A 22,440-nucleotide genomic window follows, 5' to 3' on the forward strand; every position below is an offset into this window, starting at 1 on the left:
CATCTGCGACCTCTTCGACCCCGAAGAATGCTTCAACTTCCTCAAAGCGTCAGGATATGTCGCAGATTAAACGCAAAGCGCTCTAGCCCGATATTCGCCGGACGTCATCATGGACCACCGGGTCGCGCCCGGTGGTGACGCGGAGCGGGTGGATAGCGATGGGCGAGAGCCGCAGACGGGGCAGCGGCGGGTCGCCGGTCCGCTATGCGATTGCCCGAGTGTCTATGAAATAACGAACATCGACGGGTCCGAAAGGAAGCCGACCGCCGCAACGGGGCTGCAGCCGCCCGCTCACGCCTGCAGCCGGGCGACCATGCGCGGCGGGACGCGGAGCATCAGGAGGGCCAGGCAGAGGCCGTTGCGGACCATGCCGGGCCGGCGCTCGCCTTCTGCCTGCTTCGCCGCCGGATTGACCGCCGCGGAGGTCAGGAAATGCAGGCGCCGGCGGCCGATGCGGCGGATGAGGTCGACGTCCTCCATCGCCGGCAGGTCCCGGTGGCCGCCGAGATCGTCATAGAGCCAGCGGGAGATCAAAAGGCCCTGGTTGGCATAGGCAATGCCGAACAGGCGACAGCGCAGGCCCGCGAGACCTTCGCGAAGCCGCGATTTCCAGTCGAAGCCGTCGAGCCGGAACCGGAACACCGCCGCGTGGCGCGGATCGCCGGAGCGCTCCACCCGTTCGATGAAGCTCGCCGCCTCGGCCTCCCAGTCGGTGGAGAGCACCGTATCGGGATTGAGGAACAGGAACCAGTCGGCGCGCTCGACGGCCCGAACTCCGGCGACGAGCCGCTTGCCGCGCCGGTTGCTTGCGGCAACGAAGATGCAGCCTGTCGCCTCCGCGATGACGTCCGTCTCGTCGGTGGAGCCGCCGTCGGCGATCACCACTTCCTTCAGGATGCCGACAAGGGTCGCCGGGATCAGCGCGCCGAGCGTCGGCCCCAGCGTCCGTTCATCATCGAGCGTCGGAATGACGACGCTCAGCATGGCGTCCCCCGCTCCCGCCGGGTGCATGCTGTTTGGGTCCGTATCGTTGGCATCAGCGCAAAGGTCCGTTTCTTTCCCGCAGCTTGCGGCATCGTTTCTCGGCCCAACGCCCGTTTTATCCGCTATGCCCGGCTAAGCAAGCGCCGGCTTGCCGATTTCGGCGTCCCATCGATAAAGTTCTTGCTTTGTTCTCGTTTGTTCCTATCCTCTATGGGACCGCCTTCGACGACGGTTGTACCGGACGAGTCGCGGCAGGCGGTTCGGCGGCGTCGGGCAGAACCCGGCCGCGGCAACCGGGACAAAAGCCATGAACGACTTTGCCCAGATCGACCCCAGGCTCGCCCGCCCCCTCGACGGAGCGGATGCGGGCATTGCACCCGACCTTTCCATCCGCCCGGACCGGCGGCGCGGGCGCGGCGCCCAGTCCAACCGCAGCGGGCGCTATGAGCGCGAGGAACGGGAGCTGACCGACGACGGCTGGGAGACGCTCGACGCGTTGCCGCCGTTCCAGACCACCGTGCAGACCGAGCGGGCGCGAAAGATCATCACTCGCAACGAGTCGCCCGACATCTCCTTCGAGCGCTCCATCAACCCCTATCGCGGCTGCGAGCACGGCTGTTCCTACTGCTTTGCCCGCCCGACCCACGCCTATATGGGCCTTTCCGCCGGCCTCGATTTCGAATCGCGGCTGTTCGCCAAGCCGAATGCGGCGGAACTGCTGGAGCGGGAGCTGGCCGCCCCCGGCTACAAGCCGAAGACGATCGCCATCGGCACCAACACCGACCCCTACCAGCCGATCGAAAAGACCTGGCGCATCATGCGCGGCATCCTGGAGGTGCTGGAGCGCACCAACCATCCGGTCGGCGTCGTCACCAAGTCGGCGCTGGTGCTGCGCGACATCGATATTCTCTCGCGGATGGCGGAAAAGGGGCTCGCCAAGGTCGCCCTTTCCATCACCACGCTCGACGCAAAGATGGCGCGGACGATGGAGCCGCGCGCCTCCGCGCCCTATCGGCGGTTAGAGGCCGTGAAGGCGCTTTCAGGGGCCGGCGTTCCGACGGCGGTGATGATCGCCCCGGTGATCCCGGCCCTCAACGACGACGGCATCGAGAAGATCCTCGATGCGGCTGCCGCCGCCGGGGCCCGCGAGGCCGGCTACATCCTGCTGCGGCTGCCGGCCGAGGTCAGCCCCGTATTCCGGGAATGGCTGCTGCGCCACTATCCGGACCGCTACCGCCACGTGCTCTCGGTGCTGCGCGCCATGCGCGGCGGCAAGGACTACGACGCGGAGTTCGGCAAGCGCATGCGCGGCACGGGTCCCTATGCCTGGATGGTTGGGCGGCGGTTCGAGCTGGCGTCGAAGCGGCTCGGCCTCAACCGGCGCAAGCTGAAGCTCAATACCGAGCTTTTCACGCCGCCCAATTCCGGCGCCGTGCAGCTCGACCTGTTCTGACCGGCCCCGGCGATTGCCGCCCGGCCGGCGATCGGCAATCATCGCGCCATGGCGAGCTCGATTCTCCTCGACTTGGATAGTCCCGCAGGTCCCGATTTCCGGTTCGAGGAGCGCGGCCGGAAAATCCATGGCGGCCTCGTCGCCGGCACCGACGAGGCGGGACGCGGCCCACTCGCAGGTCCCGTGGTGGCGGCCGCCGTCATCCTCGATCCGGCGCGATTCCCGCAAGGGCTCGACGATTCCAAGAAGCTGACGGCCGCGAAGCGCGAAGCGCTGTTTGCCGAGATCTGCGAAACGGCCACGGTGGCGGTTGCCGCCGGCTCGGTCCGGCGCATCGATGCCACCAACATTCTCGCGGCAAGCCTGTGGGCCATGGCGCGGGCCGTTGCCGCCCTCCCCCTTCGCCCGTCGCTGGTGCTTGCGGACGGCCGCGACGCGCCGCCCGGCCTTTTCCAGCCCTGCGAGCCCGTCATCAAGGGCGACCGCCGGTCACTGTCGATCGCCGCGGCCTCGATCGTTGCCAAGGTGACGCGCGACCGGCTAATGGTGCGGCTCGCCGAGTGCTGCCCCGGCTACGGCTTCGAGCGACACATGGGTTACGGCACGAAGGCGCATAAAGAAGCGCTCGCTGCCCTCGGGCCGAGCCGGCACCACCGGCTCAGCTTCGCCCCCTGCCGGGAGGCCGCCGAAGCGCGGTCGGAAGCCTCAAAAGAAAAGGCCGGGCATGGGCCCGGCCTCGATCCGACATTTCCGGTTTGACGCGCCGTCAATTGAGATTGGCGGCGACGTCCTTGATGCTGGTTTCGATCATCTGCTTGGCGGCGTCGCCACTCACCTTTTCGGCGAGGATCTGTTCCGCAGCGGCGATCGCCACGTCGGCGGCGCGGGCTCTGACGGCGGCGACGGCCTGGGCCTCGGCCTGGGTAATCTTGACCTCGGCCGACTTGGTCCGCCGCTCGATCATTTCCTCAAGCGACTTGTTGGTGACCGCGGTCAGACGCTCTGCCTCGGCCTTGGCCTCGGCGATGATGTCTTCGGCTTCCTGCTCCGCCTCGCGGCGCTTGCGCTGGTAGTCGGCGAGCAGCGCCTGGGCTTCCTCGCGCAGCCGACGGGCCTCGTCGAGCTCCTTCTGGATGCGCTCCGCACGGGCATCGAGGCTGGCGCCGATCTTGCCCGGCACCTTGACCCAGAAGATGACGATGAAGAACAGGATGAGGGCGACGAGGGCCCAGAATGTCGCGTCCATGTCTCTCCCCAGCGGCCTATCTGGCCATTCCGGCCGCCACGGCCTTGTCGAGCTCGGCCTTGGAAACCTTGGCGCCGATCAGGCTGGCGACGATTTCCTCGGCGGTTTCCGCCGCGATGCCGTCGACTTCCTTCAGGGCCGCTTCCTTGATCTCGGAAATCCGCGCATCCGCCTCGGCCAGCTTCTGGTTAAGCTTGTCCTCGGCCGCGGTGCGCTTGGCCTCGACCTCGGCCTCCAGCTTCTCGCGGTTGGTGCGGGCGATGCTGTGGGCCTTGTTACGGGCCTCGGCCAGCGCCTGCTCGTAGGCGGCGATCGCCTCGTCGGTCTCGCGCTTCAGCCGGTCGGCCTCGGCGAGGTCGCCGGCGATGCGGTCCTCACGGTCCTCCAAGATGCCGGCGATGCGCGGCAGCGCCACCTTCGACATCAGGTAGTAGAAGAGACCGAACATGATCGCCAGCCACAGGAGCTGCGACGGGAAGGTCGAGCTGTCGAACGGCGGGAAATTGCCCCCGCCGCCATGCGCTTCGCCGCCCGGCACACCGGTTTCCGTGTGGACTGTGGTCTCGGTCGTTGCTTCGCTTGCCATCAACGCCTCCGATTGACCAGCGGGCACCCTAGGCGCGCCGCCAGCCGTCCGTTTCTAAGCGATCGGCAACCGGATCAAGCAAAGAGCAGGATCAGAGCGACCAGCAGCGAGAAGATGCCGAGGGCTTCCGTCACGGCGAAGCCGAAGATCAGGCGGCCGAACTGGCCGTCGGCGGCCGACGGATTGCGCAGGGCGCCGGCAAGGTAGTTGCCGAAGATGGTGCCGAGGCCGATGCCGGCGCCGCCCATGCCGAGGCAGGCAATACCAGCGCCGATGTACTTTGCAGCTTCCGCTTCCATTTGAGATGCTCCTTGTTGGTCGAAACCGTTGTCGGATGTTGTCGTAAAGGGTGATGTCGGTTGTCGTCGGGTCCCTGCCGGCGTCGCTTCCTAGTGGCCCGGATGGATCGCGTCGTTGAGATACATGCAGGTCAGGACCGCAAACACATAGGCCTGCAGGAAGGCGACCAGGAATTCCAGCGCCGTCAGCGCGACGGCCATCGCCAGCGGCAGGATGGCGCCGCCGACACCGACAACGCCCATCGCGCCGAGCGAGACGACGAAGCCGGCGAACACCTTCAGCGTGATGTGGCCGGCCAGCATGTTGGCAAAGAGACGGACGGACAGGCTGATCGGCCGCGACAGGAACGAAATGACCTCGATGAGGCTGACCAGCGGCAACAGTACGACCGGCACCCCGGAAGGCACGAAGAGCTTCAAAAAGCCCATGCCGTGGTTGAGGAAACCGTAGATGACGACGGTCAGGATCACCGCCATCGCAAGCGCGAAGGTAACGATGATGTGGCTGGTGACCGTGAAGAAATAGGGGAACATGCCAAGGAGATTGGCGATCAGCACGAACATGAACAGCGAGAACACGAAGGGGAAGAACTTCATCCCGGCCGTTCCGGCGCTACTTCGCAGCATGTCGGCGACGAACTCGTAGGACATCTCGGCCATCGACTGCCAGCGGCTCGGCACCAGGCCGCGGCCATTCGTCGACAGGATCAGGAAGCCGGCCGCCACAGCGACGGTGGCCGCCATGAAAAACGACGAGTTGGTGAAAGAGAAGTCGACGCCTCCGATCTCGATCGGAAACCATTTCTGGATATGGAACTGATGAATCGGATCGTTCGACACCGCGTCAGCCCTTCATCGTACTGTCATTTCGACCCGCCCTCCGGCCGGTCGTTCCCTCGCGTCCCGTCGTCCTTTTTCGTTCCCGGTTCGGCCATAAGGCCCGCCGCGCGAAGAACATTGAAAATGCCCGCCGCAAAACCGAGGAGCAGGAAGACGATCAGCCCCCAAGGCGAGGTTCCGAGTACCTGGTCACCGGCCCAACCGAGGGCGGCACCGACAAGGATCCCCGCAATAAACTCCGTCGACAAGCGGAACGCCTGGGCATAGCCCTGCGCCCCCTTGTTCCTGTCGGCCGGGCCGGTCGGCGGCTCGTCGCGCCGCCGGTCATTCAGCGCGCGCCCGAGCCTGTCGAGCCTTTCCGACAGACCGGCTTCCGAACCGGGCGCGGGCGTCTTGCCGTCATTTTCCGGCGATGGGCGATCTTCGGACATCACCCCCTCAACAACGTCGAATGCCGGAAAACGCGCGTATAAACCGCCGCGCCCCGTGGAAGCCGGGCGCACAATAGTCAGCGCCCGCAACCGTGTCAAGAAACTCTAATATCATACCAACCCCTTGAATATATTGGCGTTTTCGCCGAAAAATCGGCGCCCGACATCTAGGCAATTGGTCGCGATGCAACAAAACCGGTCGGACAGGCGCCGCTTCAACCGGCCTCGCGGAAGCGTTCCGCGGTTTCCAGATCGACCGAGACGAGCTGTGAAACGCCGCGTTCGGCCATTGTCACCCCGAACAGGCGGTTCATGCGCGCCATGGTGATCGGGTTGTGCGTGACGATGACGAATCGGGTGTCGGTGCGCCGTGTCATTTCCGACAGGAGATCACAGTAGCGCTCCACATTGGCGTCGTCGAGCGGCGCATCGACCTCGTCGAGGACGCAGATCGGCGCCGGATTGGTGAGGAAGACGGCGAAGATCAGGGCGAGCGCCGTCAGCGCCTGCTCGCCGCCGGACAGCAGCGTCATGGTCTGGGGCTTCTTGCCCGGCGGGCGGGCGACGATTTCCAGCCCGGCATCGAGCGGGTCGTCCGAATCGACGAGCTGCAATTCTGCGGTGCCGCCGCCGAAGAGGTGGGTGAAGAGTTCCTTGAAGTGGCCGTTGACGGTCTCGAAGGCCGCAAGCAGGCGCTCGCGCGCCTCGCGGTTCAAAGAGAGAATACCCTGGCGCAGCTTGCGGATCGCCTCGATGAGGTCGTCGCGCTCCGCGGTCAGCGCGTCGCGCTGCTCGGCGATCGCCTCTGCCTCTTCCTCAGCCCGAAGGTTCACCGAGCCGAGCCGCTCGCGCTCGGTCTTCAGGCGGTCAAGACGGGTCTCGACGGCCTGCGGGTCGGGGGGCGTCGTACCGGGCTTCAGCTCGGCAAGCTCGGCGGCCTCGGAGGCCCGGCACTGCAGGGTTTCCTCGATCCGCGCCTCAGTGTCCTTGGCGCGCTGGCGGGCGCCGTTCAGGCGCTCCTCGGCGCGGGCGCGGGCCTCGCGCGCACCGGACAGGGCATCGAGGGCCTCGCGGGCGGCACGGTCGGCGTCGGCCTGGCGCCGTTCGCCGAGCGCCAGGGCGTCGGCATCGGTTTTGCGCTTTTCCTCCGCCGTTCCGATCATTGCCTGCAGGGTCAGGCGCTTTTCGGCGATCTCGCCGGGCGCGCCGCGAATCGCTTCCAACTCGTCGGCGGCATCCTTGCGGCGATCGGCGAGCACCTTTTCCTGGGCGCCGGCATTGTCGGCGCGTGTCTGCCAGCTCTGCTTCTCGCGGCCGATGGAGGCGCGGCGGGCGGCGCGCATCTCCGCCTCGCGGACAAGGGTCGTGCGCTCCGAGCGGGCCTCGGCAACGGCGCCACGACGTTCCGCGACCTCGCCGCGAAGCCGCTGCAACTGGTCTTCCAGGCCGGCGGTGTCGGGCAGCGCTGCGCGGGAGTCCGTCGCCTCGGTGCGGGCGCTTTCTGCCTCCTCCAGGCTCGAGACGAGGCGGATGCGGGCCTCTTCCAGGGCGCTCTGGCGTGAGACGCGCTCGGTGGAGGCCTTTTCCGCCCGGATCAGGGCATCGCGGGCGCGGTCGAGCCGCTGGCGGCAGGCGGAAACGGCGCCGCGGGCTTCCTTCACCGCATTGTCGGCCGTGCGCCGCTCCGCCTCGCGGGCGGAGAGCGTCTGACGGCAGGCATCCTGCTGGCGCTCGGCCTCGGCGCGCTCGGCGGTCAGTTCGTCCAGCCGGTTCTTCTGGGCGAGCCGCTCGGCTGCGGCGCTCGGCGCGTCGGCGGCGGCAACAAAGCCGTCCCAACGCCACAGGTCGCCCTCGCGGCTGACGAGGCGCTGGCCGGGACTCAAGGATTTTTGCAGGCGCGGGCCGTCGGCCTGCTCGACGATGCCGATCTGGGCGATGCGGCGGGAAAGCACGTCCGGCGCCTTGACGACGTCGGCGAGCGGGCGCGCGCCCTCCGGCAGGCCGGGATCGCCTTCAGATTCCACCAGCGACCAGTGGGCCGGGGCATCGGCATCGGCGGGAGCATCGAGATCTTCGCCCAGCGCTGCGCCTAGGGCACGCTCGAAACCGCTCGTGACCGAGACGGCCTCAACCACCGGGCTCCACTTCGCCTCGGTCCCGCGGGCCAGGAGCCGCTTGAGGGTGCCGGCCTCGACATCGATACGGCCGAGGGTCTTTTCCGCCTCGGTGACGGCCGGGCGGGCGGCGCGTTCGGCCTCCTGGGCACTCGCGGCCCTGGCCTCTGCTGCCGCCAGCAATTCCTCGGCCTCGGCAAGGGCGGCGGTTGCCGCATCCCTTTCCGTGGTCGCAGCCGCGATCGCGGTATCTCCGGCGAGTTCGGCCGCGATCTTGTGAAGTTCCCGGTCGACGTCGGCGATCTGGCCGCCGAGCCGTTCGGTGCGGGTAGCGGCATCGCGCAGGGTCCGGTCGAGCTGGTCGCGGCGGGCCTTGATGTCGGCGGCCTCGGCCGTCACGCGCGACTGCTCCTTTTCCGATGCGGCGAGCTTTTCCTCCGTCTCGGCGACGCGGCGATCGACCTCGTCGGCCTTTTCACCGGTTGAGGCGTCCTCCGCGGCAAGCGCCCGGAGCTCCTCGTCGAGCCGCTCCAGGGCCTCGGCGGTCTCCGCCTTCATCTTTTCCTCGCGCTCGGCGTCGCCGGCGAGTTGTTCCAGGCGCCGTTCCAGGTCGGCGATGCGGTCGCGGACGCGCCGGTCCTCGGCGTCCAGTTCGCCGAGGCTGAGCTTCAGGCGCTGCAGGGCGGCACCGCTCTTTGCCTCGGCATCGCGCAGGCCCGTCAGCTCGTGGGCGGCAATCGCCTGTTCCTTCGCCGCACCGGCCTGGACCTCGGTGCGCCGCGCGACCTCCTTGCTGGCCTCCGTCAGCGCCGCCTCGTCGGCGGCAACGGCGGACTTCGCCGCCTGCCAGCGGATGTGCAGGAGGGTCGCCTCTGCCCGTCGGATCTCGTGGGAAAGGTTGCGGTAGCGGTTGGCCTGGCGGGCCTGGCGCTTCAGGCTCTCGTGCTGGGTGTCGATCTGCACGAGCACGTCTTCCAGCCGCTCAAGGTTCTGCTCGGCACCGCGCAGGCGCAATTCCGCCTCGTGGCGGCGCGAGTGCAGGCCGGAGATGCCGGCGGCCTCTTCCAGGATGGCGCGGCGCTGGGTCGGCTTGGCGGCGATCAGCTCGCCGACCTGGCCCTGGCGCACCAGCGCCGGCGAGCGGGCGCCGGTGGAGGCATCGGCAAACAGGAGCTGGACATCGCGGGCGCGGGCGTCCTTGCCGTTGATCTTGTAGACGGACCCCGCCTCGCGCTCGATGCGCCTTGTGATCTCCACGGCATCGGTATCGGCAAGGGTCGCCGGCAGGCGGCGGGCGGCATTGTCGAGGACGACCACGACCTCGGCCGTGTTGCGGGCCGGGCGGCTGTGCGAGCCGGAAAAGATCACGTCGTCCATGCCGGACGCGCGCATGTTCTTGTAGGAGCTTTCGCCCATCACCCAGCGCAGGGCTTCGACAAGGTTCGACTTGCCGCAGCCATTGGGCCCGACGATGCCGGTCAGCCCATCCTCGAAATGGAACTCGACCGGCTCGACGAAGGACTTGAAGCCGAGAATGCGGAGTTTGGAAAACTTCATCGGCGCGGCTTTCCGGGGCGCGGCCTTACGGTCGTGCCGGCAGTCGCATCACGGCGCTCGCGCCCGCGAACAGCGGGCACGGTCAGCCGCGCCGAACGGCGGACGCCGTCAGCTCTTGAGAAGCGGGTCGATAAGTTCCGCCATCTCGTCAATGCTCATTGCCCCGCGGACCATCTTGCCATTGATGAAGAAGGTGGGCGTCGAACTCACGCCGAATTCGGTATGCGCACGGTTCCTCACCGCAGTTACTCCGTCGAGAACTTCCTGATTCGTCAAGCATTCGCGGAAGGATTCCTGTGTGAATCCGACCTGTTTCACGAGATCGAAGAGGGCGTTTGCCGGGTTCGGGCTGGCGGCCCAGACGTCGAGCTTTTCGAACAGGAGGCCGACGACGTCGAAATAGGTACCCTCCGGCGCGCAGTTGGCGAGCGCAAAGCCGGCGGTCGCCAGCGGCACGCCCTGGGGCTGATCGAGCGGGAACTCGCGGAAGATGAAACGGACCTTGCCGGTGTCGATGTAGCGCTTCTTCAGCTCCGGGAAGGTGTGCTCATGGAAGTTGGCGCAGTGGCCGCAGGTCAGCGAAGCGTATTCGACGATCGTGACGGGGGCCGAGGCTTCGCCGAGCACGTGCTCGCCGAGGGGTCCGGGCATCAACAGCTTGTCGGGGCTCCCGCCGCTCTCCTGGGAAAGGGCCGGGCGGACGGCGGCGCCGAACGCGGCGGCGGAAAGGGCGGCGGCACCAAGGCCGGCAAATGTGCGGCGGGACAGGGTCACGGGAGGAGTCCTTCCTGTTTTGTCATGGGGGCGTGCGGCGCGGCGCCGGCACGGGGATTGGCGTCGTTATCATCAACTGCCACCGAACGGGGCAAATCACAATATGGCGATGAAAAACGGCGGCGCGCGGGCAGCCAGGCGCGATCAGCGGCGACCGCGATCGCCCAGGGTCGCGCGGCCGAGCCGGTCGAGCGCGGCGCGCAGGGCATCGTCGTCGATGCCCTCAAGGCTTTCGGCAAGCGCCGCCTCAGCGTTTGCGTCGAGCGGGCCGGGCGCTTTTTTCTTTGGCGCATCGCGGCGGGCGAGCGGGCGCTGGACGATGCGGATGCGTTCGACGGCGCGCCAGCCGAGGAAGCCGTTGATGCGCTCCAGGATCTGCGGCAGCTCGTGCTGCAGGAGCAGCGCCGCTGCGCCCTCGCAGCGCAGGTGCAGGGTGGCCGGCGCGTAGTCGTCCTCGTCGTGGCGCGGCCAGCTCAGCTTTTCCGGCTGGGTCACCGAGCCGTAGCGCGCGCCGACGATGTCGGGCCAGTGGGTGAGGATGTCGGCGGCGGCAAAACCGCGCTTGCGGCAGGCAGGGGCGAGCGCTCCGCCGATCAGCTCGGCAAGCGGCATGGCGCGCCCGCGGCGCTTTTTTGAAGGCTCGAAAGCCATTCTTCTTTCCGTTCCTCGCCTTGCCCGGCCGCAAAAGAGCGGCGCGTCTGTCGAAAGAGAATCCTGCGCCCGCAAGCGCCTTTCGGTCAATCGCCCGTGCCGCTCATATGCACGGAACGGAACGCGCGGCTTGATTTTGCCGGCCGTTGCCCGATACCTGCGGCATGGACCAACGCTCTCCCGCCACCATCGACACGCGCCCGCTCCTTGACTGGTACGACCGCAACGCCCGCAAGCTGCCGTGGCGCGTCGGGCCTGAGGACCGGCGTCTCGGCGTCGTTCCCGATCCCTATCACGTGTGGCTGTCGGAAATCATGCTGCAACAGACGACGGTCGCCGCCGTCGGCCCGTATTTCCACGCTTTCCTCAGGCGCTGGCCTGCGCTTTCCGATCTTGCCGCGGCCGAAACCGACGACGTCATGGCTGCCTGGGCCGGGCTCGGCTATTACAGCCGCGCGCGGAACCTGAAAAAATGCGCCGAGGTGCTGGCCGCCGAGCATGACGGAAAGTTCCCGGAGACCGAGGCGGGCCTCCTCACCCTTCCCGGCATCGGGCCCTATACGGCGGCGGCGATCGCGGCGATCGCCTTCGACCGGCCCGCGACCGTCGTCGACGGCAATGTGGAACGGGTGGTGGCGCGGCTCTTTGCGATCGACACCCCCCTCCCCGACGCAAAACCCGACCTGAAGCGGCTTGCCGCGACGCTTACCCCCTCAAGGCGGCCCGGCGATTTCGCGCAAGGCATGATGGATCTCGGCGCGACCATCTGCACGCCGACGCGGCCGGCCTGCGCACTTTGCCCGTTCCTTGGCAGTTGCCGCGCGCAAGGCGAGGACCGGCCGGACCGATTTCCGGTCAAGGGCGCAAAGGCGCCGAAGCCCACCCGCAAGGGCGCGGCCTTCGTCTGCCGGCGCAAGGACGGGGCGATCCTCCTCACAAGGCGGCCGCCGAAGGGGCTTCTGGGCGGCATGGCCGAGGTGCCGACGACGGCATGGACGCCGGACTACGAGCCGGACGATGCGCTCAGCGCTGCGCCATTCTCGGCCAACTGGACAAAAGCGACGGGGCCGGTGCGCCACGTCTTTACCCATTTCCGCCTGGAGCTCGACGTCTATGCGGCCGAGATCGGCACGGCGCCTGCGCCGGAGGGGCATTGGTGGGAGCCGGCGGCAACGCTCGATGAAGCGGCGCTGCCGACGGTCATGCGCAAGGTCATCGCGCATGCCTTCGAAGATGCATTCCGGCCGAAGCGGTAGAGCGGTCTACTCGATCGGCGCGAGCAGTTCCGGTGCTGTCACCAGTTGGCGTACGCCGTGCGAGTGGTCTTCTTCAAAGACGTTGCCATCCTCGGGCCATTTGTAGAGCGAGCTGACGTCGAGCTTGGCGCAACCAGGCCTGACGCTCCAGGTTACCTGCAGCGGCGAGCAGGCGCTTTCGGTGTAGGACGGGCCCGTGGTGGAGCCGGCAAAGACCACCGGGGCGCCGGTGCCGGTGGGAAGGGCCCTCGGCTGGTGCAGGCCGCCCGCCATATGGCCGGCATGGGCGAAATCGGCGAAGTCGCGGGCATCGGGGTTGTTGGCGACGAGGAAGACCTGCGCTTCCACCCGCAAGGCCGGGTTGGCGCAGGCAGCGCTGAGACAGGACCCGAGCCCCTTGCCCGGCTTGACGTCGCAGGAGGTGTAGAACCCAGTGCACCTCGATGGTGTCGCCGGGCTTGATGCCGTGGAAGGCGCCGTGGCCATGGGCCGGATCTTCCAGTTCCGCCGCGGTCAGGCTGTCGGTGTCGTTGCACTTGTAGCCGCCGTGTTCGCCGTTTCCGGCGAAGACGGAAAAGCCGGGACCCTTGTGCTCGGCATTCGTGTGGGTGTGGATGTTGCAAAGGTTCATCTTTGCCGCCGGCGGCGCCAGCGCGAAGACGCGCGCATTGGAGCCGGCCGCGCTGGCGATGTCGCGCGGCGTCTGCGGTCCGAAGCCCTGGCAGATGTCGGCGGCTGCCGCCGGACCGGCCAAGGCGACGAAAGCCGCCGCCGTGACGGCGAGTTTCTGGAATACCATGGAACGCCCCTCGCTGTTGTTGTTTGGCGCGGAACGCGCGTGCAGGCGCTTCCGCGTCTTGCACCATAGCCAGACAATATATGAATCGAGGGTATATTTGTATCTTCAATACATTTTCTAATTGTATTGAAGAGCGGGCTGCAGCCCGGCGGCAAGCGGTGTGCTGCCGAAAGGCCGGCACAGTCAGGAGTCTGCTGCGGGAAAAGCTTTTCGGAACGGGCAGCGGCGCAATCAGGCCGCGGCCATGCCGTCGCGGATGACCTGGCGCAGGTCGTCGATCGGGCGGCGGGCCTTGCCTTCGGCGAAATGCCAGTAGGTCCAGCCGTTGCAGGCGTCGAGCCCCTGCACATGGGCGCCGATCTTGTGGATCGAGCCGGTGACGCCGCCGGTTTCCAACGAGCCGTCGGCCCGGACCACGGCGGTGTTGCGACCCTTGGCGCAGGTCAGTTCCGTTCCCGGTGCGATCAGCCCGGCTTCCAGCAGACGGCCGAAGGGAATGCGCGGCTGGGCGCGCTTGCCCTTTGTCGTCTCCAGCGCCATGTCGGGCGCCGGCTCGACCGCGTCGATGCGGCTCATGGCGGCATCGGCATAGGCGCGGTCGCGCTCCACGCCGACGAAATGGCGACCGAGGCGCTTTGCGACGGCGCCGGTGGTGCCGGTGCCGAAGAAGGGATCGAGGACGACGTCGCCGGGGTTCGTCGAGGACAAAAGCACGCGGTAGAGCAGCGCCTCGGGTTTCTGGGTCGGATGGACCTTCTGGCCGTTCCCGTCCTTCAGCCGCTCGCCGCCGGTGCACAGCGGCAGGGTCCAGTCGGAGCGCATCTGAAGGTCGTCGTTGAACGCCTTCAGGGCTTCATAATTGAAGGTGTAGGACTTGGCCTTGCGGTCGCGGGAGGCCCAGATCATCGTCTCGTGGGCGTTGGTGAAGCGCTTGCCGCGGAAATTCGGCATCGGATTGGACTTCAGCCAGACGACGTCGTTGAGGACCCAGAAGCCGAGGTCCTGCAGCACCGTGCCGACCCGGAAGATGTTGTGGTAGGAGCCGATGACCCATAGAGTGCCGCTCGGCTTCAGCACCCGGCGACAGGCCATGAGCCAGGCGCGGGTGAAGGCATCGTAGGCGGCAAAGGACTCGAACTGGTCCCAGGCGTCGTCGACGGCGTCGACCTTCGACTGGTCGGGGCGGTGCAGCGCCCCTTCGAGCTGCAGATTGTAGGGAGGATCGGCGAACACCACGTCGACGGATGCCGACGGCAGCTTCTCCAGTTCGGCGACGCAGTCGCCAAGCAGGATCTGGTCGAGCCAGGCCGGCTCCGGATTTTGGTGGGGCGCCGTCGCCGGCGCCCCTTTACGCTTTACACTCATTGCGACGCACTACCTTACGCAACTATGAGCATGAGAGTGGCCCGACACGGTAAAGACCCGGTTAAAGCGCGGGGACAAATTTACTTTCTGCGTCAACGGTTTGTTTACCCTGTGGCGCGGCCGGGAGCACTTCCACAGGTTGAATTCATAGGGCGCCGGGGGCGTTTCTTGCCGGCAAAGCACCGATGCGCCAAGGTCTTAGACGAATACGAACGGATTGCATGATGGACACCGTGAATACAGCAGATATCGACCTTGCGCCCCAGAGCGCGCATCGGGCCTTCGACGATCCGTCCGCGGCCGTCGACCACCTGATTGCGCTCTACGAGACCGCCGCCGCCCATATTCGGGCGCGATTCGAGGCGATGCTCGCCGGCGAGGTGCTTGAGCGGCGGGTGCGCGCCTTCTATCCGGAGATCCGGTTTTCCAGCGATACCTATTCACGAGTCGATTCGCGGCTCGCCTACGGGTTCGTGCCGGGGCCCGGCCACTACGCCACCACGGTGACGCAGCCGGCGCTGTTCGCCACCTATCTGCACGAACAGCTCGACCATCTGATCGCCAATCACGGCACGGCGGTGCATATCGGCCCGTCGGAAACGCCGATCCCGCTGCATTTCGTCTTTGCCGACGACACCCATCTCGGCGGCCACGCGCCGGACCCGGCGCAGAAGCCGCTGCGCGATATCTTCGACGTGCCGGACCTTGCCGTCACCGACGATGCCATCGTCAACGGCACCCACGTCACGGCGGCCGACGCCGCGCTGCCGCTGGCGCCGTTCACCGCGCCGCGGGTCGACTATTCGCTGCACCGGCTGCGCCACTACACGGCGACCAGCGCGGAGAACTTCCAGAACTTTGTGCTGTTCACCAACTACCAGTTCTACGTCGATGCCTTCTGCCGGATGGCGCGGGAGATGATGGAGACCGGGCGCGGCGGCTACGAGGCGTTCGTGGAGCCCGGCAACCGGGTGACGCGCTCGGGCGGCGATGCCGACGGCGCCCTGCCCGACCGGATGCCGCAGATGCCGGCCTATCACCTGACAAGGCCGGACCGCTCCGGCATCACGCTCATCAATATCGGCGTCGGCCCGTCCAACGCCAAGACGATCACCGACCACGTGGCGGTGCTGCGGCCGCACGCCTGGCTGATGCTCGGCCACTGCGCGGGGCTCAGGAACACCCAGAAGCTCGGCGACTACGTGCTCGCCCACGGCTATGTGCGCGAGGACCACGTGCTCGATGCGGACCTGCCGACCTGGGTGCCGATCCCGCCGCTTGCGGAACTCCAGGTGGCGCTGGAACAGGCGGTGGCGGAAATCACCGGCCTGTCGGCCTGGGAGCTGAAGCGGGTCATGCGCACCGGGACGGTCGCCACCATCGACAACCGCAACTGGGAACTGCGCGACCACCGCGAACCTGTGCAGCGGTTCTCGCAGTCCCGTGCCATCGCGCTCGACATGGAGTCGGCAACGATCGCCGCCAACGGGTTTAGGTTCCGCGTGCCCTACGGCACGCTTTTGTGCGTTTCCGACAAGCCGCTGCATGGCGAATTGAAGCTACCGGGCATGGCCAACGCGTTCTACGACCGGCAGATCGGCCAGCACCTGGAGATCGGCATCAGGGCGCTGGAAAAGCTCCGGGAAATGCCGCCGGAACAGCTCCATTCGCGCAAGCTCCGCAGCTTTTCCGAAACCGCCTTCCAGTAGCGGGCGCCGCGGATTCTCTCCGATTGACGTACTGTTTTCGGCTCGGCGGCTAGCACGGGTGCGTGCTGCGGTGTATTGGAAGCGCTTCCGCCCGCCAGGTAGCCAGAGCCAATGACCGCCGAGCCTCTCACCACATCCTGGAGCCGCGTCACCGCCGTCTTTCTCGTCGGCGTCTCGGCCGCGTTCCTGATCGGCAAGGTGCCGGCTGCGCTGCCGCTGCTGCGCGCCGAGCTCGGCCTCAGCCTGTTCCAGGCCGGGCTGGTGGTCTCCATGTTCACCATCGTGACGGCGGCGACCGGCATCCTGTTCGGCGCCTTCGCCGACCGCTTCGGCCACCTCAGGGTCGCCGCGGTGGGCCTGTGCTTTGCCGGCGTCTCCAGCGCCCTCGGCTCGCTCGCCAATTCGGCGGTGCCGCTGATCGCCAGCCGCGCCGGAGAAGGCATCGGCTTCGTGCTGGTCTCGGTGTCGCTGCCGCCGCTGCTCTCCCGGCTGGCGCGGCCGGAGGACCGGCCCAAGGCCTTCGGGCTCTGGGGCGCGTTCGTGCCCGGCGGCGCGGCCTCCATGTTGCTGATCAGCGGCGCTCTCCTGGAAGACGTCGGCTGGCGCGGCATGTGGCTGGCGATTGCCGTCGGCTATGTGTTCTTCGCCGCCCTGATGGTCTGGGCGACGAAACCCGTTGCCGCCCGGCCCGCGGCATCACGGACCTCTACGACGGGAGGATCCTTCCTTGAGGTCCTGAAAGTGCCGGGGCCGGCGCTGCTTGCCGGCATCTTCGGCTGCTATTCCAGCCTCTTCCTGGTGGTCACCGCCTTCGTGCCGCTGATCCTGGTGGAACAGGCCGGCTGGTCGCTGCCGGCCGCGGCCACTGCTGGCGCCGCCGTCATCGCCGCCAATGCCGCCGGCAACCTTGCCTCCGGCTTCCTGCTGTCGAGCGGCCTGAAGCGGGCCGAGGTCATCCAGGCGACGGCGCTGACCATGGCGCTGGGCGCTTCGCTGGTCTTTACCGATGCGTTGCCGATCTGGTTGAGGATCGCCGGCGGCGTGCTGTTTTCCGGCGTCGGCGGCGCCATTCCCGGCTCGCTTTTCTCCGCCGTCGCCCTGCACGCGCCGACGCCCGGCCACGCCTCGACCGTCAACGGTTTCATGTTCCAGGGGGTCTCGATCGGCCAGTTTGTCGGCCCGGCGATCACCACATGGGTCGTCGGGCTCGTCGGCACCTGGACCGGCGCACTCATCTACGTCTGGCCGGTCGCACTTCTGTGCATCTTCCTTGCCGCCCTTCTCGGCCGCGTGGAAACGCGGCGGCTGGAAGGGATTTAGACGCTATTCCTCGATATCGCCGCTGGGGGCCATGCCGAGGGCGTGCATGTAGAGGTCGAGGAGAGCCTCCTGCTCCTGGCGCTCGGCCGAATCCTGCTTGCGCAGCTTCAGCACCTGGCGCATCACCTTGGTGTCGAAACCGGTCGCCTTGGCCTCGCCGAAGACGTCCTTGATGTCGTCGGAAATCGCCTTTTTCTCTTCTTCCAGGCGCTCGATCCGTTCAACGAACGAACGAAGCTGGCCGGCCGCAACGCCACCGGGTTCCGCCATAGTCCTGCCTCCTCAAAATCACCGCGTCAAAGTCAATCCCGTCCCGCAGCAGCGGGGGCCGCAGGGATGCATCAAGCCGGCACGGCGGTCAAGACGGTTCCGCAGCTCTCCGGCTGTGCCGGTTCACTCCTGGCGGTCCGGCCGCGCCTTTTCGTAGGCGGCCATCTGGGCCGGCGTCGCATCGGACTGGTGGCGCGCCTTCCAGTCGTCATAGGGCATGCCGTAGACGATCTCTCGCGCATCGCCCTTTTCCAGCTCGATGCCCTTTTCGGCGGCCGCATCCTGGTACCAGTTGGACAGGCAATTGCGGCAGAAGCCGGAAAGGTTCATCAGGTCGATGTTCTGCACATCGGTGCGGGCACGCAGATGCTCGACCAGTCGGCGGAACACGGCGGCCTCGATCTCGGTGCGGTCGGCCTCATTGATACCGGCGGACGGATCGTTCGCCATTTTTTGTCTCCCCTTCTCTTTTTTGCGTTCAAGCGCCACGAAGGCTAACGGCGCATCTGCGCCGGCGCCAGTTTGGGCTTGCGACGCCTTGCGGCGTCGGTAATCCGTGCATCAACGGCGGCGCCCATTAGGACTTGAGACGTGTGACGGCGTCGAGGTTCAGTACTCTCCGATTGAGACGTCAACCGCAGCGCGAGCCGAAATGGCGGATCTCGTTGAGGCCCTCGATGTCGAGGATCTCGGTCAGGATCGGCTGCAGCCGGTCGGTCCATTCGCCGACCCCCTCGTCGTCGGCAATGAGGTCCTGGCGGACCTCCAGGAGCGCATGGGCGATGCCGCGACGGGTGCCGTGGCGATAGAGCGTGTCGTTCTTCAGGGCGCCGGTATAGGGCTCGTTGTCGCCGACGACCAGGTGCGGGTCGGCCCTCAGCTTGTCGATCAGCGGCACGGCGAAGCGCGGGTCGTTGTCCCACAGGATGCCGGCATGCCAGGGCCGCGGCCAGCCACGCCAGACCGGCGTGTAGGAGTGGACGGAGAACACCGCGGGCGGACGGCCGCGCGCGATCCCGGCGTCGATCGCCGCGTTGATGGCGTCGTGATAGGGCCGGTAATAGCGCGTGAGGCGGCGCTGCTTTTCCGCCGCGTCGGCGCGTGCATTGCCGGGAATGATGGCGCCGTCGGAAAGCCGCATCAAAAGCGTCGGGTCGTCCTCGCCGCGATTGGGATCGATCAGCAGCCGCGAAAAGGTCGTCAGCAGCGCCGGCACGCCGAGACGGTTGGCGAGCGCACGCGTCAGCGCCCCGGCGCCGATATCGTAGCCGATATGGCGGGCGAGGTCCTCCGGGCCGAGGCCCAGCGATCCGTATTCCGGCGGCAACGCGTTGGCGGCGTGGTCGCAGATGATCAGCAGGCCGCGGTCTAGGTCGCCGACGATCCGTTCGATCGGATCGAATCCGGCCTGTTCGGGCGTCGCGACCGCCGCGGCGTCTTCGTGGTAGGTTTCAAGCATGCGTAAATAATAGTGACCTTGTCGGGAACTTGCCATACGAGGGACCGGCGTTTCTTGCAAACCTCCATCCCGGTTTTGGCCGTCCATGAGCCCGCCCTCCTCGCCCGCTATGAGCCCGCCGCCGGCGCCCGCGCCGTCCTTCGCGGTGGCGTTTTCCGCGCTCGTTGCCGGCGCGGTGGCGATGGGTGTGTCGCCGGTTTTCGTGCGCTTTGCCGAGGTCGGGCCGTTCACCAGCGCCTTCTGGCGCGTGGCGCTGTCGCTGCCGTTCCTCTATCTCTGGGCGCGGCTGGAGGCCGACCGGCAGAAGAGGTGCAGGGGCACCGCCCCGAAGGCAACGCCCTGGACGCGGGCGCAGGTGCTCGCGGGCCTGTTCTTCACCGGCGACCTCATCTTCTGGCACCTTTCGATCCTCAACACCACGATCGCCAACGCCACGTTCCTTGCCACCATGGCGCCGGTCTGGGTGGTGCTCGGCTCGGGCCTGTTCATCGGCGAGGCGGTCGGCCGGGCCTCGCTCGCCGGGCTCGCCCTTTGCCTTGCCGGTGCCGGAACGCTCGTCGGCTCGTCCTACAGCTTCGCGCCGGACCGGCTGACCGGCGATCTCTTCGGCATCTGCACCTCGCTGTTTTTCGGCCTCTATTTCCTGGCCGTCCGGGCCGCCCGGCGGACGGCGCCGACCGGCGTCATCATGTTCCGCTCGTCGATCGTCACCGCCCTCTGCCTGTTCGGCTTTGCAGCCGTCATGGAAGGCAGCTTCCTGCCGGAAACCGTCGCCGGGCTGTCGGCGCTCTTGGCGCTGGCGCTCCTTGCCCATGTCGGCGGCCAGGGGCTCCTTGCCTATGCGCTCGGGCATCTGTCCGCCGTCTTTTCCTCCCTCGTCATCTTCATGGAGGCGATGACGGCGGCGATCGTCGGCTGGATCGTGCTTTCCGAGGCTCTCGGCCCGCTGCAGATCGCCGGCGGGGCGGCCATCATCGCCGGCATCTGGGTGGCCCGGCCGCGCGATTGAGCAGCGGAAAACCGCGGCTTCGCCACGAAAATGACGTTTTCACCCCATTGAAGCTGGGGGAACCGTCGGCCGATGCGCGCCCGGGTCCGACACGGGGCGTTGCCACACAGCGTTTCGTTGACAATGCCGAGCGGGCGTCGCATTAGAGCAGTTCCCGACCGATCGGATAATCACCGGACCGGCGATACGGAACCGGTAGACATCTCAAGATCTTCGCCGACACGGATTGTTGTCGCCCCATGGCACCACTCAGTCAACTGACCCGGACAGCCCTGATCGCCCTGACGATTCTGGCCGGAACGGTACTGACCGGAACGGTTCCGGCGCTCGCCGACTTCCGCATGTGCAATCGCACCGGCGGCATGGTCGGGGTGGCCATCGGATACCGTGATACCAAGAGCTGGGTTACCGAGGGTTGGTGGAACCTTCCACCGGATCAATGCGAGACTCTGATCCCGGGGCCGCTGAATTCGCGGTTCTATTACATTTACGCGATAGATTACGATCAGGGCGGCGAATGGAGCGGCAAGGCATTCATGTGTACGCGTGAGAAGAAATTCACCATCAACGGCATCGAGGAGTGCGTCGCGCGCGGCTTCGAGCGCACCGGGTTTTTCGAAATCGACACCGGCGAACAGCGCACCTGGACGGTCCAGTTGACGGAACCGACCCAGGCGGGCACGGTCAGCCGATGACCCGCGCACGCAACGTCAAGATCCTCGCCACGCTCGGTCCGGCCTCCAACACCCGCGAAAAGATCGCGGAGTTGTGCCGCGCCGGCGCCGACGTCTTCCGCATCAACATGAGCCATTCCAGCCATGAGATGCTGAACGACTACGTCACGATGATTCGCGACGTGGAGGCCGACGTCGGCCATCCGATCGGTATCCTCGTCGACCTGCAGGGCCCGAAGCTGCGCGTCGCCACCTTCGCGGACGATGCGGTGGAGCTGGAGGACGGCGCGACCTTCGTGCTCGATTCCGATCCGACGCCCGGCGACGTCAACCGCGTGCACCTGCCCCATCCGGAGATCCTGAGCGCCCTGAAGGCCGGCGACCGGCTGCTGCTCGACGACGGCCGGCTGAAGCTGATCGTCGAAGACTGCGACGGCGCCTCCTGCACGACGAAGGTGGTGAATGGCGGCAAGCTCTCCAACCGCAAGGGCGTCAGCGTTCCCGACACGACCATCGATTTCGGCGCCCTGACGCCGAAGGACCGTGCCGACCTCGACGCCGCCGTTGCGGCCAATGTCGACTGGATCGCGCTCTCCTTCGTGCAGCGGGCCGAGGACATCGCGGAACTGCGCAAGCTGGTGCGCGGCCGCGCCGGCTGCCTTTCCAAGATCGAGAAGCCTCAGGCGCTGGAAGCCCTCAACGAGATCATCGAACTCTCCGACGCCCTGATGGTGGCGCGCGGCGACCTCGGCGTGGAAATGCCGCTGGAACAGGTGCCGGGGCTGCAGAAGCGGATCACCCGCGCCTGCCGGCGCGCCGGCAAGCCCGTCGTCGTCGCCACCCAGATGCTGGAATCGATGATCACCTCGCCGGTGCCGACGCGGGCCGAGGTGTCCGACGTCGCCACCGCCGTCTTCGAGGGTGCCGACGCGGTCATGCTGTCGGCGGAATCGGCGGCCGGCGATTTCCCGGTCGAGGCGGTCTCGACGATGAACAAGATCGCCGAAGAGGTCGAACGCGATCCGGTCTATCCGGACCTTCTGCGCGGCCAGCGCACCGAGCCGGAAGCGACCGGCGCCGATGCGATTGCCGCCGCCGCCCGCCAGATCGCCGAGACGCTGAGGCTGTCCTCCGTCGTCTGCTACACCTCCTCCGGCGCAACGGCGCTGCGGGTGGCGCGCGAGCGACCGTCGAACCCGATCATCGCGCTTTCCCCGGTCGTGGAGACGGCACGCCGGCTCGCCCTCATCTGGGGCCTTCGCTGCGTCGTCAGCGAGGACGCCCAGCACGAGGCGGACATGGTCGACAAGGCGTCCCGCATCTCCTTCCGCATGGGCCTTGCCCGCCCCGGCCAGCGCATCATCATCGTTGCCGGCGTTCCCTTCGGCACGCCCGGCTCGACCAACATGCTGCGCATCGCCTTCGTCGGCTCGGACGGCAGCAGCGGGATTTAGGTTTTTCGTTTTTCGGCCTGCATGCTGTCATTGCTGTGCAAGTTCACGAATTCGGTGATGGCTGTTCGGTTTTCTTTTGTTCGGCGAAGGTCTTTGGCGGGATGTTTCCGATTGCCTGGTGGGGCCTGAACTCGTTGTAGTAGATGATATATTCGATGAGCTCGTTGGCCAGGTGCTCGGGGGTGTCGAA

The 22,440-nt window shown here is 67.0% G+C and carries 23 protein-coding genes and 1 pseudogene; 8 read left to right on the forward strand and 16 right to left on the reverse strand.

Annotation, left to right across the window (positions count from 1 at the left end; genetic code table 11):
• Positions 1-291: 291 nt before the first annotated feature.
• Positions 292-1,011: a glycosyltransferase gene (locus CH339_RS21170; protein ID WP_201240895.1), complete on the reverse strand. Its 720-nt coding sequence runs from the start codon at positions 1,009-1,011 to the stop codon at positions 292-294.
• A 280-nt stretch (positions 1,012-1,291) separates the two neighbouring features.
• Between CH339_RS21170 and CH339_RS21175 the strand changes: the two genes are divergently transcribed.
• Both CH339_RS21175 and rnhB read left to right on the forward strand, forming a co-directional pair.
• Entirely contained in the window at positions 1,292-2,437 is a 1,146-nt protein-coding gene (locus CH339_RS21175) for a PA0069 family radical SAM protein (protein WP_111436424.1), read from the forward strand.
• 48 nt (positions 2,438-2,485) lie between these two features.
• A complete protein-coding gene (rnhB, locus tag CH339_RS21180) occupies positions 2,486-3,196 on the forward strand; it encodes a ribonuclease HII (RefSeq protein WP_111436402.1) in 711 nt (236 codons plus the stop codon).
• Positions 3,197-3,203: 7 nt separating this feature from the next.
• Here the strand turns inward: rnhB and CH339_RS21185 are convergent, their stop codons facing one another.
• The 8 genes from CH339_RS21185 to CH339_RS21220 form a co-directional block, all read right to left on the reverse strand.
• Positions 3,204-3,683, reverse strand: coding sequence for a F0F1 ATP synthase subunit B family protein (locus tag CH339_RS21185; RefSeq protein WP_111436404.1), 480 nt, complete (start codon positions 3,681-3,683; stop codon positions 3,204-3,206).
• A gap of 16 nt (positions 3,684-3,699) precedes the next feature.
• The gene (locus CH339_RS21190; protein WP_111436406.1) at positions 3,700-4,269 is read right to left on the reverse strand and encodes a F0F1 ATP synthase subunit B; all 570 of its coding nucleotides are present in this window, start codon (positions 4,267-4,269) and stop codon (positions 3,700-3,702) included.
• 74 nt (positions 4,270-4,343) lie between these two features.
• Positions 4,344-4,568 (reverse strand): F0F1 ATP synthase subunit C, encoded by a 225-nt coding sequence (locus CH339_RS21195; RefSeq protein WP_111436408.1) that lies wholly within the window; start codon positions 4,566-4,568, stop codon positions 4,344-4,346.
• A gap of 90 nt (positions 4,569-4,658) precedes the next feature.
• Positions 4,659-5,408, reverse strand: coding sequence for a F0F1 ATP synthase subunit A (locus CH339_RS21200; RefSeq protein ID WP_111436409.1), 750 nt, complete (start codon positions 5,406-5,408; stop codon positions 4,659-4,661).
• A 23-nt stretch (positions 5,409-5,431) separates the two neighbouring features.
• Positions 5,432-5,839 carry an AtpZ/AtpI family protein gene (locus CH339_RS21205; RefSeq protein ID WP_111436410.1) on the reverse strand — a complete coding sequence of 136 codons (408 nt, stop codon included), beginning with the start codon at positions 5,837-5,839 and terminating at the stop codon, positions 5,432-5,434.
• Between the two features lie 215 nt (positions 5,840-6,054).
• Positions 6,055-9,510, reverse strand: a complete 3,456-nt coding sequence (smc, locus tag CH339_RS21210; RefSeq protein WP_111436411.1) for a chromosome segregation protein SMC — start codon at positions 9,508-9,510, stop codon at positions 6,055-6,057.
• A gap of 108 nt (positions 9,511-9,618) precedes the next feature.
• Positions 9,619-10,284, reverse strand: coding sequence for a DsbA family protein (locus CH339_RS21215; RefSeq protein WP_111436412.1), 666 nt, complete (start codon positions 10,282-10,284; stop codon positions 9,619-9,621).
• Positions 10,285-10,428: 144 nt separating this feature from the next.
• A complete protein-coding gene (locus tag CH339_RS21220; protein ID WP_111436413.1) occupies positions 10,429-10,935 on the reverse strand; it encodes a DUF721 domain-containing protein in 507 nt (168 codons plus the stop codon).
• 164 nt (positions 10,936-11,099) lie between these two features.
• Between CH339_RS21220 and mutY the strand changes: the two genes are divergently transcribed.
• Positions 11,100-12,191, forward strand: a complete 1,092-nt coding sequence (gene mutY, locus CH339_RS21225; RefSeq protein ID WP_111436414.1) for an A/G-specific adenine glycosylase — start codon at positions 11,100-11,102, stop codon at positions 12,189-12,191.
• A 6-nt stretch (positions 12,192-12,197) separates the two neighbouring features.
• Here the strand turns inward: mutY and CH339_RS24990 are convergent, their stop codons facing one another.
• The 3 genes and pseudogenes from CH339_RS24990 to CH339_RS21235 form a co-directional block, all read right to left on the reverse strand.
• Positions 12,198-12,677, reverse strand: a complete 480-nt coding sequence (locus CH339_RS24990; RefSeq protein WP_201240896.1) for a delta-class carbonic anhydrase — start codon at positions 12,675-12,677, stop codon at positions 12,198-12,200.
• A pseudogene (locus tag CH339_RS25340) lies at positions 12,646-12,990 on the reverse strand (delta-class carbonic anhydrase); the annotation flags it as partial. The gene CH339_RS24990 and the pseudogene CH339_RS25340, both read right to left, overlap by 32 nt.
• 231 nt (positions 12,991-13,221) lie before the next feature.
• On the reverse strand, positions 13,222-14,355 hold the full coding sequence (locus CH339_RS21235; protein ID WP_111436415.1) for a site-specific DNA-methyltransferase: 1,134 nt from the start codon (positions 14,353-14,355) through the stop codon (positions 13,222-13,224).
• Between the two features lie 224 nt (positions 14,356-14,579).
• Between CH339_RS21235 and CH339_RS21240 the strand changes: the two genes are divergently transcribed.
• Together CH339_RS21240 and CH339_RS21245 are read left to right on the forward strand one after the other, a co-directional pair.
• Positions 14,580-16,064, forward strand: coding sequence for an AMP nucleosidase (locus CH339_RS21240; RefSeq protein WP_244668968.1), 1,485 nt, complete (start codon positions 14,580-14,582; stop codon positions 16,062-16,064).
• Positions 16,065-16,175: 111 nt separating this feature from the next.
• Entirely contained in the window at positions 16,176-17,384 is a 1,209-nt protein-coding gene (locus CH339_RS21245) for an MFS transporter (protein WP_111436417.1), read from the forward strand.
• 3 nt (positions 17,385-17,387) lie between these two features.
• Here CH339_RS21245 and CH339_RS21250 read toward each other — a convergent pair whose 3' ends face one another.
• From CH339_RS21250 to CH339_RS21260, 3 genes are all read right to left on the reverse strand, one after another.
• Positions 17,388-17,654, reverse strand: coding sequence for a DUF2312 domain-containing protein (locus CH339_RS21250; RefSeq protein ID WP_111436418.1), 267 nt, complete (start codon positions 17,652-17,654; stop codon positions 17,388-17,390).
• Between the two features lie 123 nt (positions 17,655-17,777).
• Positions 17,778-18,104: a DUF1244 domain-containing protein gene (locus CH339_RS21255; protein ID WP_111436419.1), complete on the reverse strand. Its 327-nt coding sequence runs from the start codon at positions 18,102-18,104 to the stop codon at positions 17,778-17,780.
• A gap of 181 nt (positions 18,105-18,285) precedes the next feature.
• A complete protein-coding gene (locus CH339_RS21260; RefSeq protein ID WP_111436420.1) occupies positions 18,286-19,113 on the reverse strand; it encodes an N-formylglutamate amidohydrolase in 828 nt (275 codons plus the stop codon).
• Between the two features lie 85 nt (positions 19,114-19,198).
• On the opposite strand from CH339_RS21260, the gene CH339_RS21265 reads away from it, so the two are divergent.
• The 3 genes from CH339_RS21265 to pyk all read left to right on the forward strand — a co-directional run bounded on the left by CH339_RS21265 (position 19,199) and on the right by pyk (position 22,250).
• Positions 19,199-20,122 (forward strand): DMT family transporter, encoded by a 924-nt coding sequence (locus CH339_RS21265; RefSeq protein ID WP_111436421.1) that lies wholly within the window; start codon positions 19,199-19,201, stop codon positions 20,120-20,122.
• Positions 20,123-20,361: 239 nt separating this feature from the next.
• Entirely contained in the window at positions 20,362-20,817 is a 456-nt protein-coding gene (locus CH339_RS21270) for a DUF1036 domain-containing protein (protein ID WP_111436422.1), read from the forward strand.
• Entirely contained in the window at positions 20,814-22,250 is a 1,437-nt protein-coding gene (pyk, locus tag CH339_RS21275; protein ID WP_111436423.1) for a pyruvate kinase, read from the forward strand. The genes CH339_RS21270 and pyk overlap by 4 nt, the downstream gene beginning before the upstream one ends.
• 43 nt (positions 22,251-22,293) lie before the next feature.
• Here the strand turns inward: pyk and CH339_RS25460 are convergent.
• Positions 22,294-22,440 (reverse strand): integrase core domain-containing protein (locus CH339_RS25460; protein ID WP_146610090.1); only part of this gene is annotated, 147 nt, incomplete at its 5' end.

Source organism: Rhodobium orientis, assembly GCF_003258835.1.
GTDB lineage: Bacteria > Pseudomonadota > Alphaproteobacteria > Rhizobiales > Rhodobiaceae > Rhodobium > Rhodobium orientis.

Bases quoted from the DNA above. Each gene is read 5' to 3' on its own strand.
- CH339_RS21170 (WP_201240895.1), bottom strand. From the start codon at position 1,011: ATGCACCCGGCGGGAGCGGGGGACGCCATGCTGAGCGTCGTCATTCCG.
- CH339_RS21175 (WP_111436424.1), top strand. From the start codon at position 1,292: ATGAACGACTTTGCCCAGATCGACCCCAGGCTCGCCCGCCCCCTCGAC.
- rnhB (WP_111436402.1), top strand. From the start codon at position 2,486: ATGGCGAGCTCGATTCTCCTCGACTTGGATAGTCCCGCAGGTCCCGAT.
- CH339_RS21185 (WP_111436404.1), bottom strand. From the start codon at position 3,683: ATGGACGCGACATTCTGGGCCCTCGTCGCCCTCATCCTGTTCTTCATC.
- CH339_RS21190 (WP_111436406.1), bottom strand. From the start codon at position 4,269: ATGGCAAGCGAAGCAACGACCGAGACCACAGTCCACACGGAAACCGGT.
- CH339_RS21195 (WP_111436408.1), bottom strand. From the start codon at position 4,568: ATGGAAGCGGAAGCTGCAAAGTACATCGGCGCTGGTATTGCCTGCCTC.
- CH339_RS21205 (WP_111436410.1), bottom strand. From the start codon at position 5,839: ATGTCCGAAGATCGCCCATCGCCGGAAAATGACGGCAAGACGCCCGCG.
- smc (WP_111436411.1), bottom strand. From the start codon at position 9,510: ATGAAGTTTTCCAAACTCCGCATTCTCGGCTTCAAGTCCTTCGTCGAG.
- CH339_RS21220 (WP_111436413.1), bottom strand. From the start codon at position 10,935: ATGGCTTTCGAGCCTTCAAAAAAGCGCCGCGGGCGCGCCATGCCGCTT.
- mutY (WP_111436414.1), top strand. From the start codon at position 11,100: ATGGACCAACGCTCTCCCGCCACCATCGACACGCGCCCGCTCCTTGAC.
- CH339_RS24990 (WP_201240896.1), bottom strand. From the start codon at position 12,677: ATGGCCACGGCGCCTTCCACGGCATCAAGCCCGGCGACACCATCGAGG.
- CH339_RS21235 (WP_111436415.1), bottom strand. From the start codon at position 14,355: ATGAGTGTAAAGCGTAAAGGGGCGCCGGCGACGGCGCCCCACCAAAAT.
- CH339_RS21240 (WP_244668968.1), top strand. From the start codon at position 14,580: ATGGACACCGTGAATACAGCAGATATCGACCTTGCGCCCCAGAGCGCG.
- CH339_RS21245 (WP_111436417.1), top strand. From the start codon at position 16,176: ATGACCGCCGAGCCTCTCACCACATCCTGGAGCCGCGTCACCGCCGTC.
- CH339_RS21250 (WP_111436418.1), bottom strand. From the start codon at position 17,654: ATGGCGGAACCCGGTGGCGTTGCGGCCGGCCAGCTTCGTTCGTTCGTT.
- CH339_RS21255 (WP_111436419.1), bottom strand. From the start codon at position 18,104: ATGGCGAACGATCCGTCCGCCGGTATCAATGAGGCCGACCGCACCGAG.
- CH339_RS21260 (WP_111436420.1), bottom strand. From the start codon at position 19,113: ATGCTTGAAACCTACCACGAAGACGCCGCGGCGGTCGCGACGCCCGAA.
- CH339_RS21265 (WP_111436421.1), top strand. From the start codon at position 19,199: ATGAGCCCGCCCTCCTCGCCCGCTATGAGCCCGCCGCCGGCGCCCGCG.
- CH339_RS21270 (WP_111436422.1), top strand. From the start codon at position 20,362: ATGGCACCACTCAGTCAACTGACCCGGACAGCCCTGATCGCCCTGACG.
- pyk (WP_111436423.1), top strand. From the start codon at position 20,814: ATGACCCGCGCACGCAACGTCAAGATCCTCGCCACGCTCGGTCCGGCC.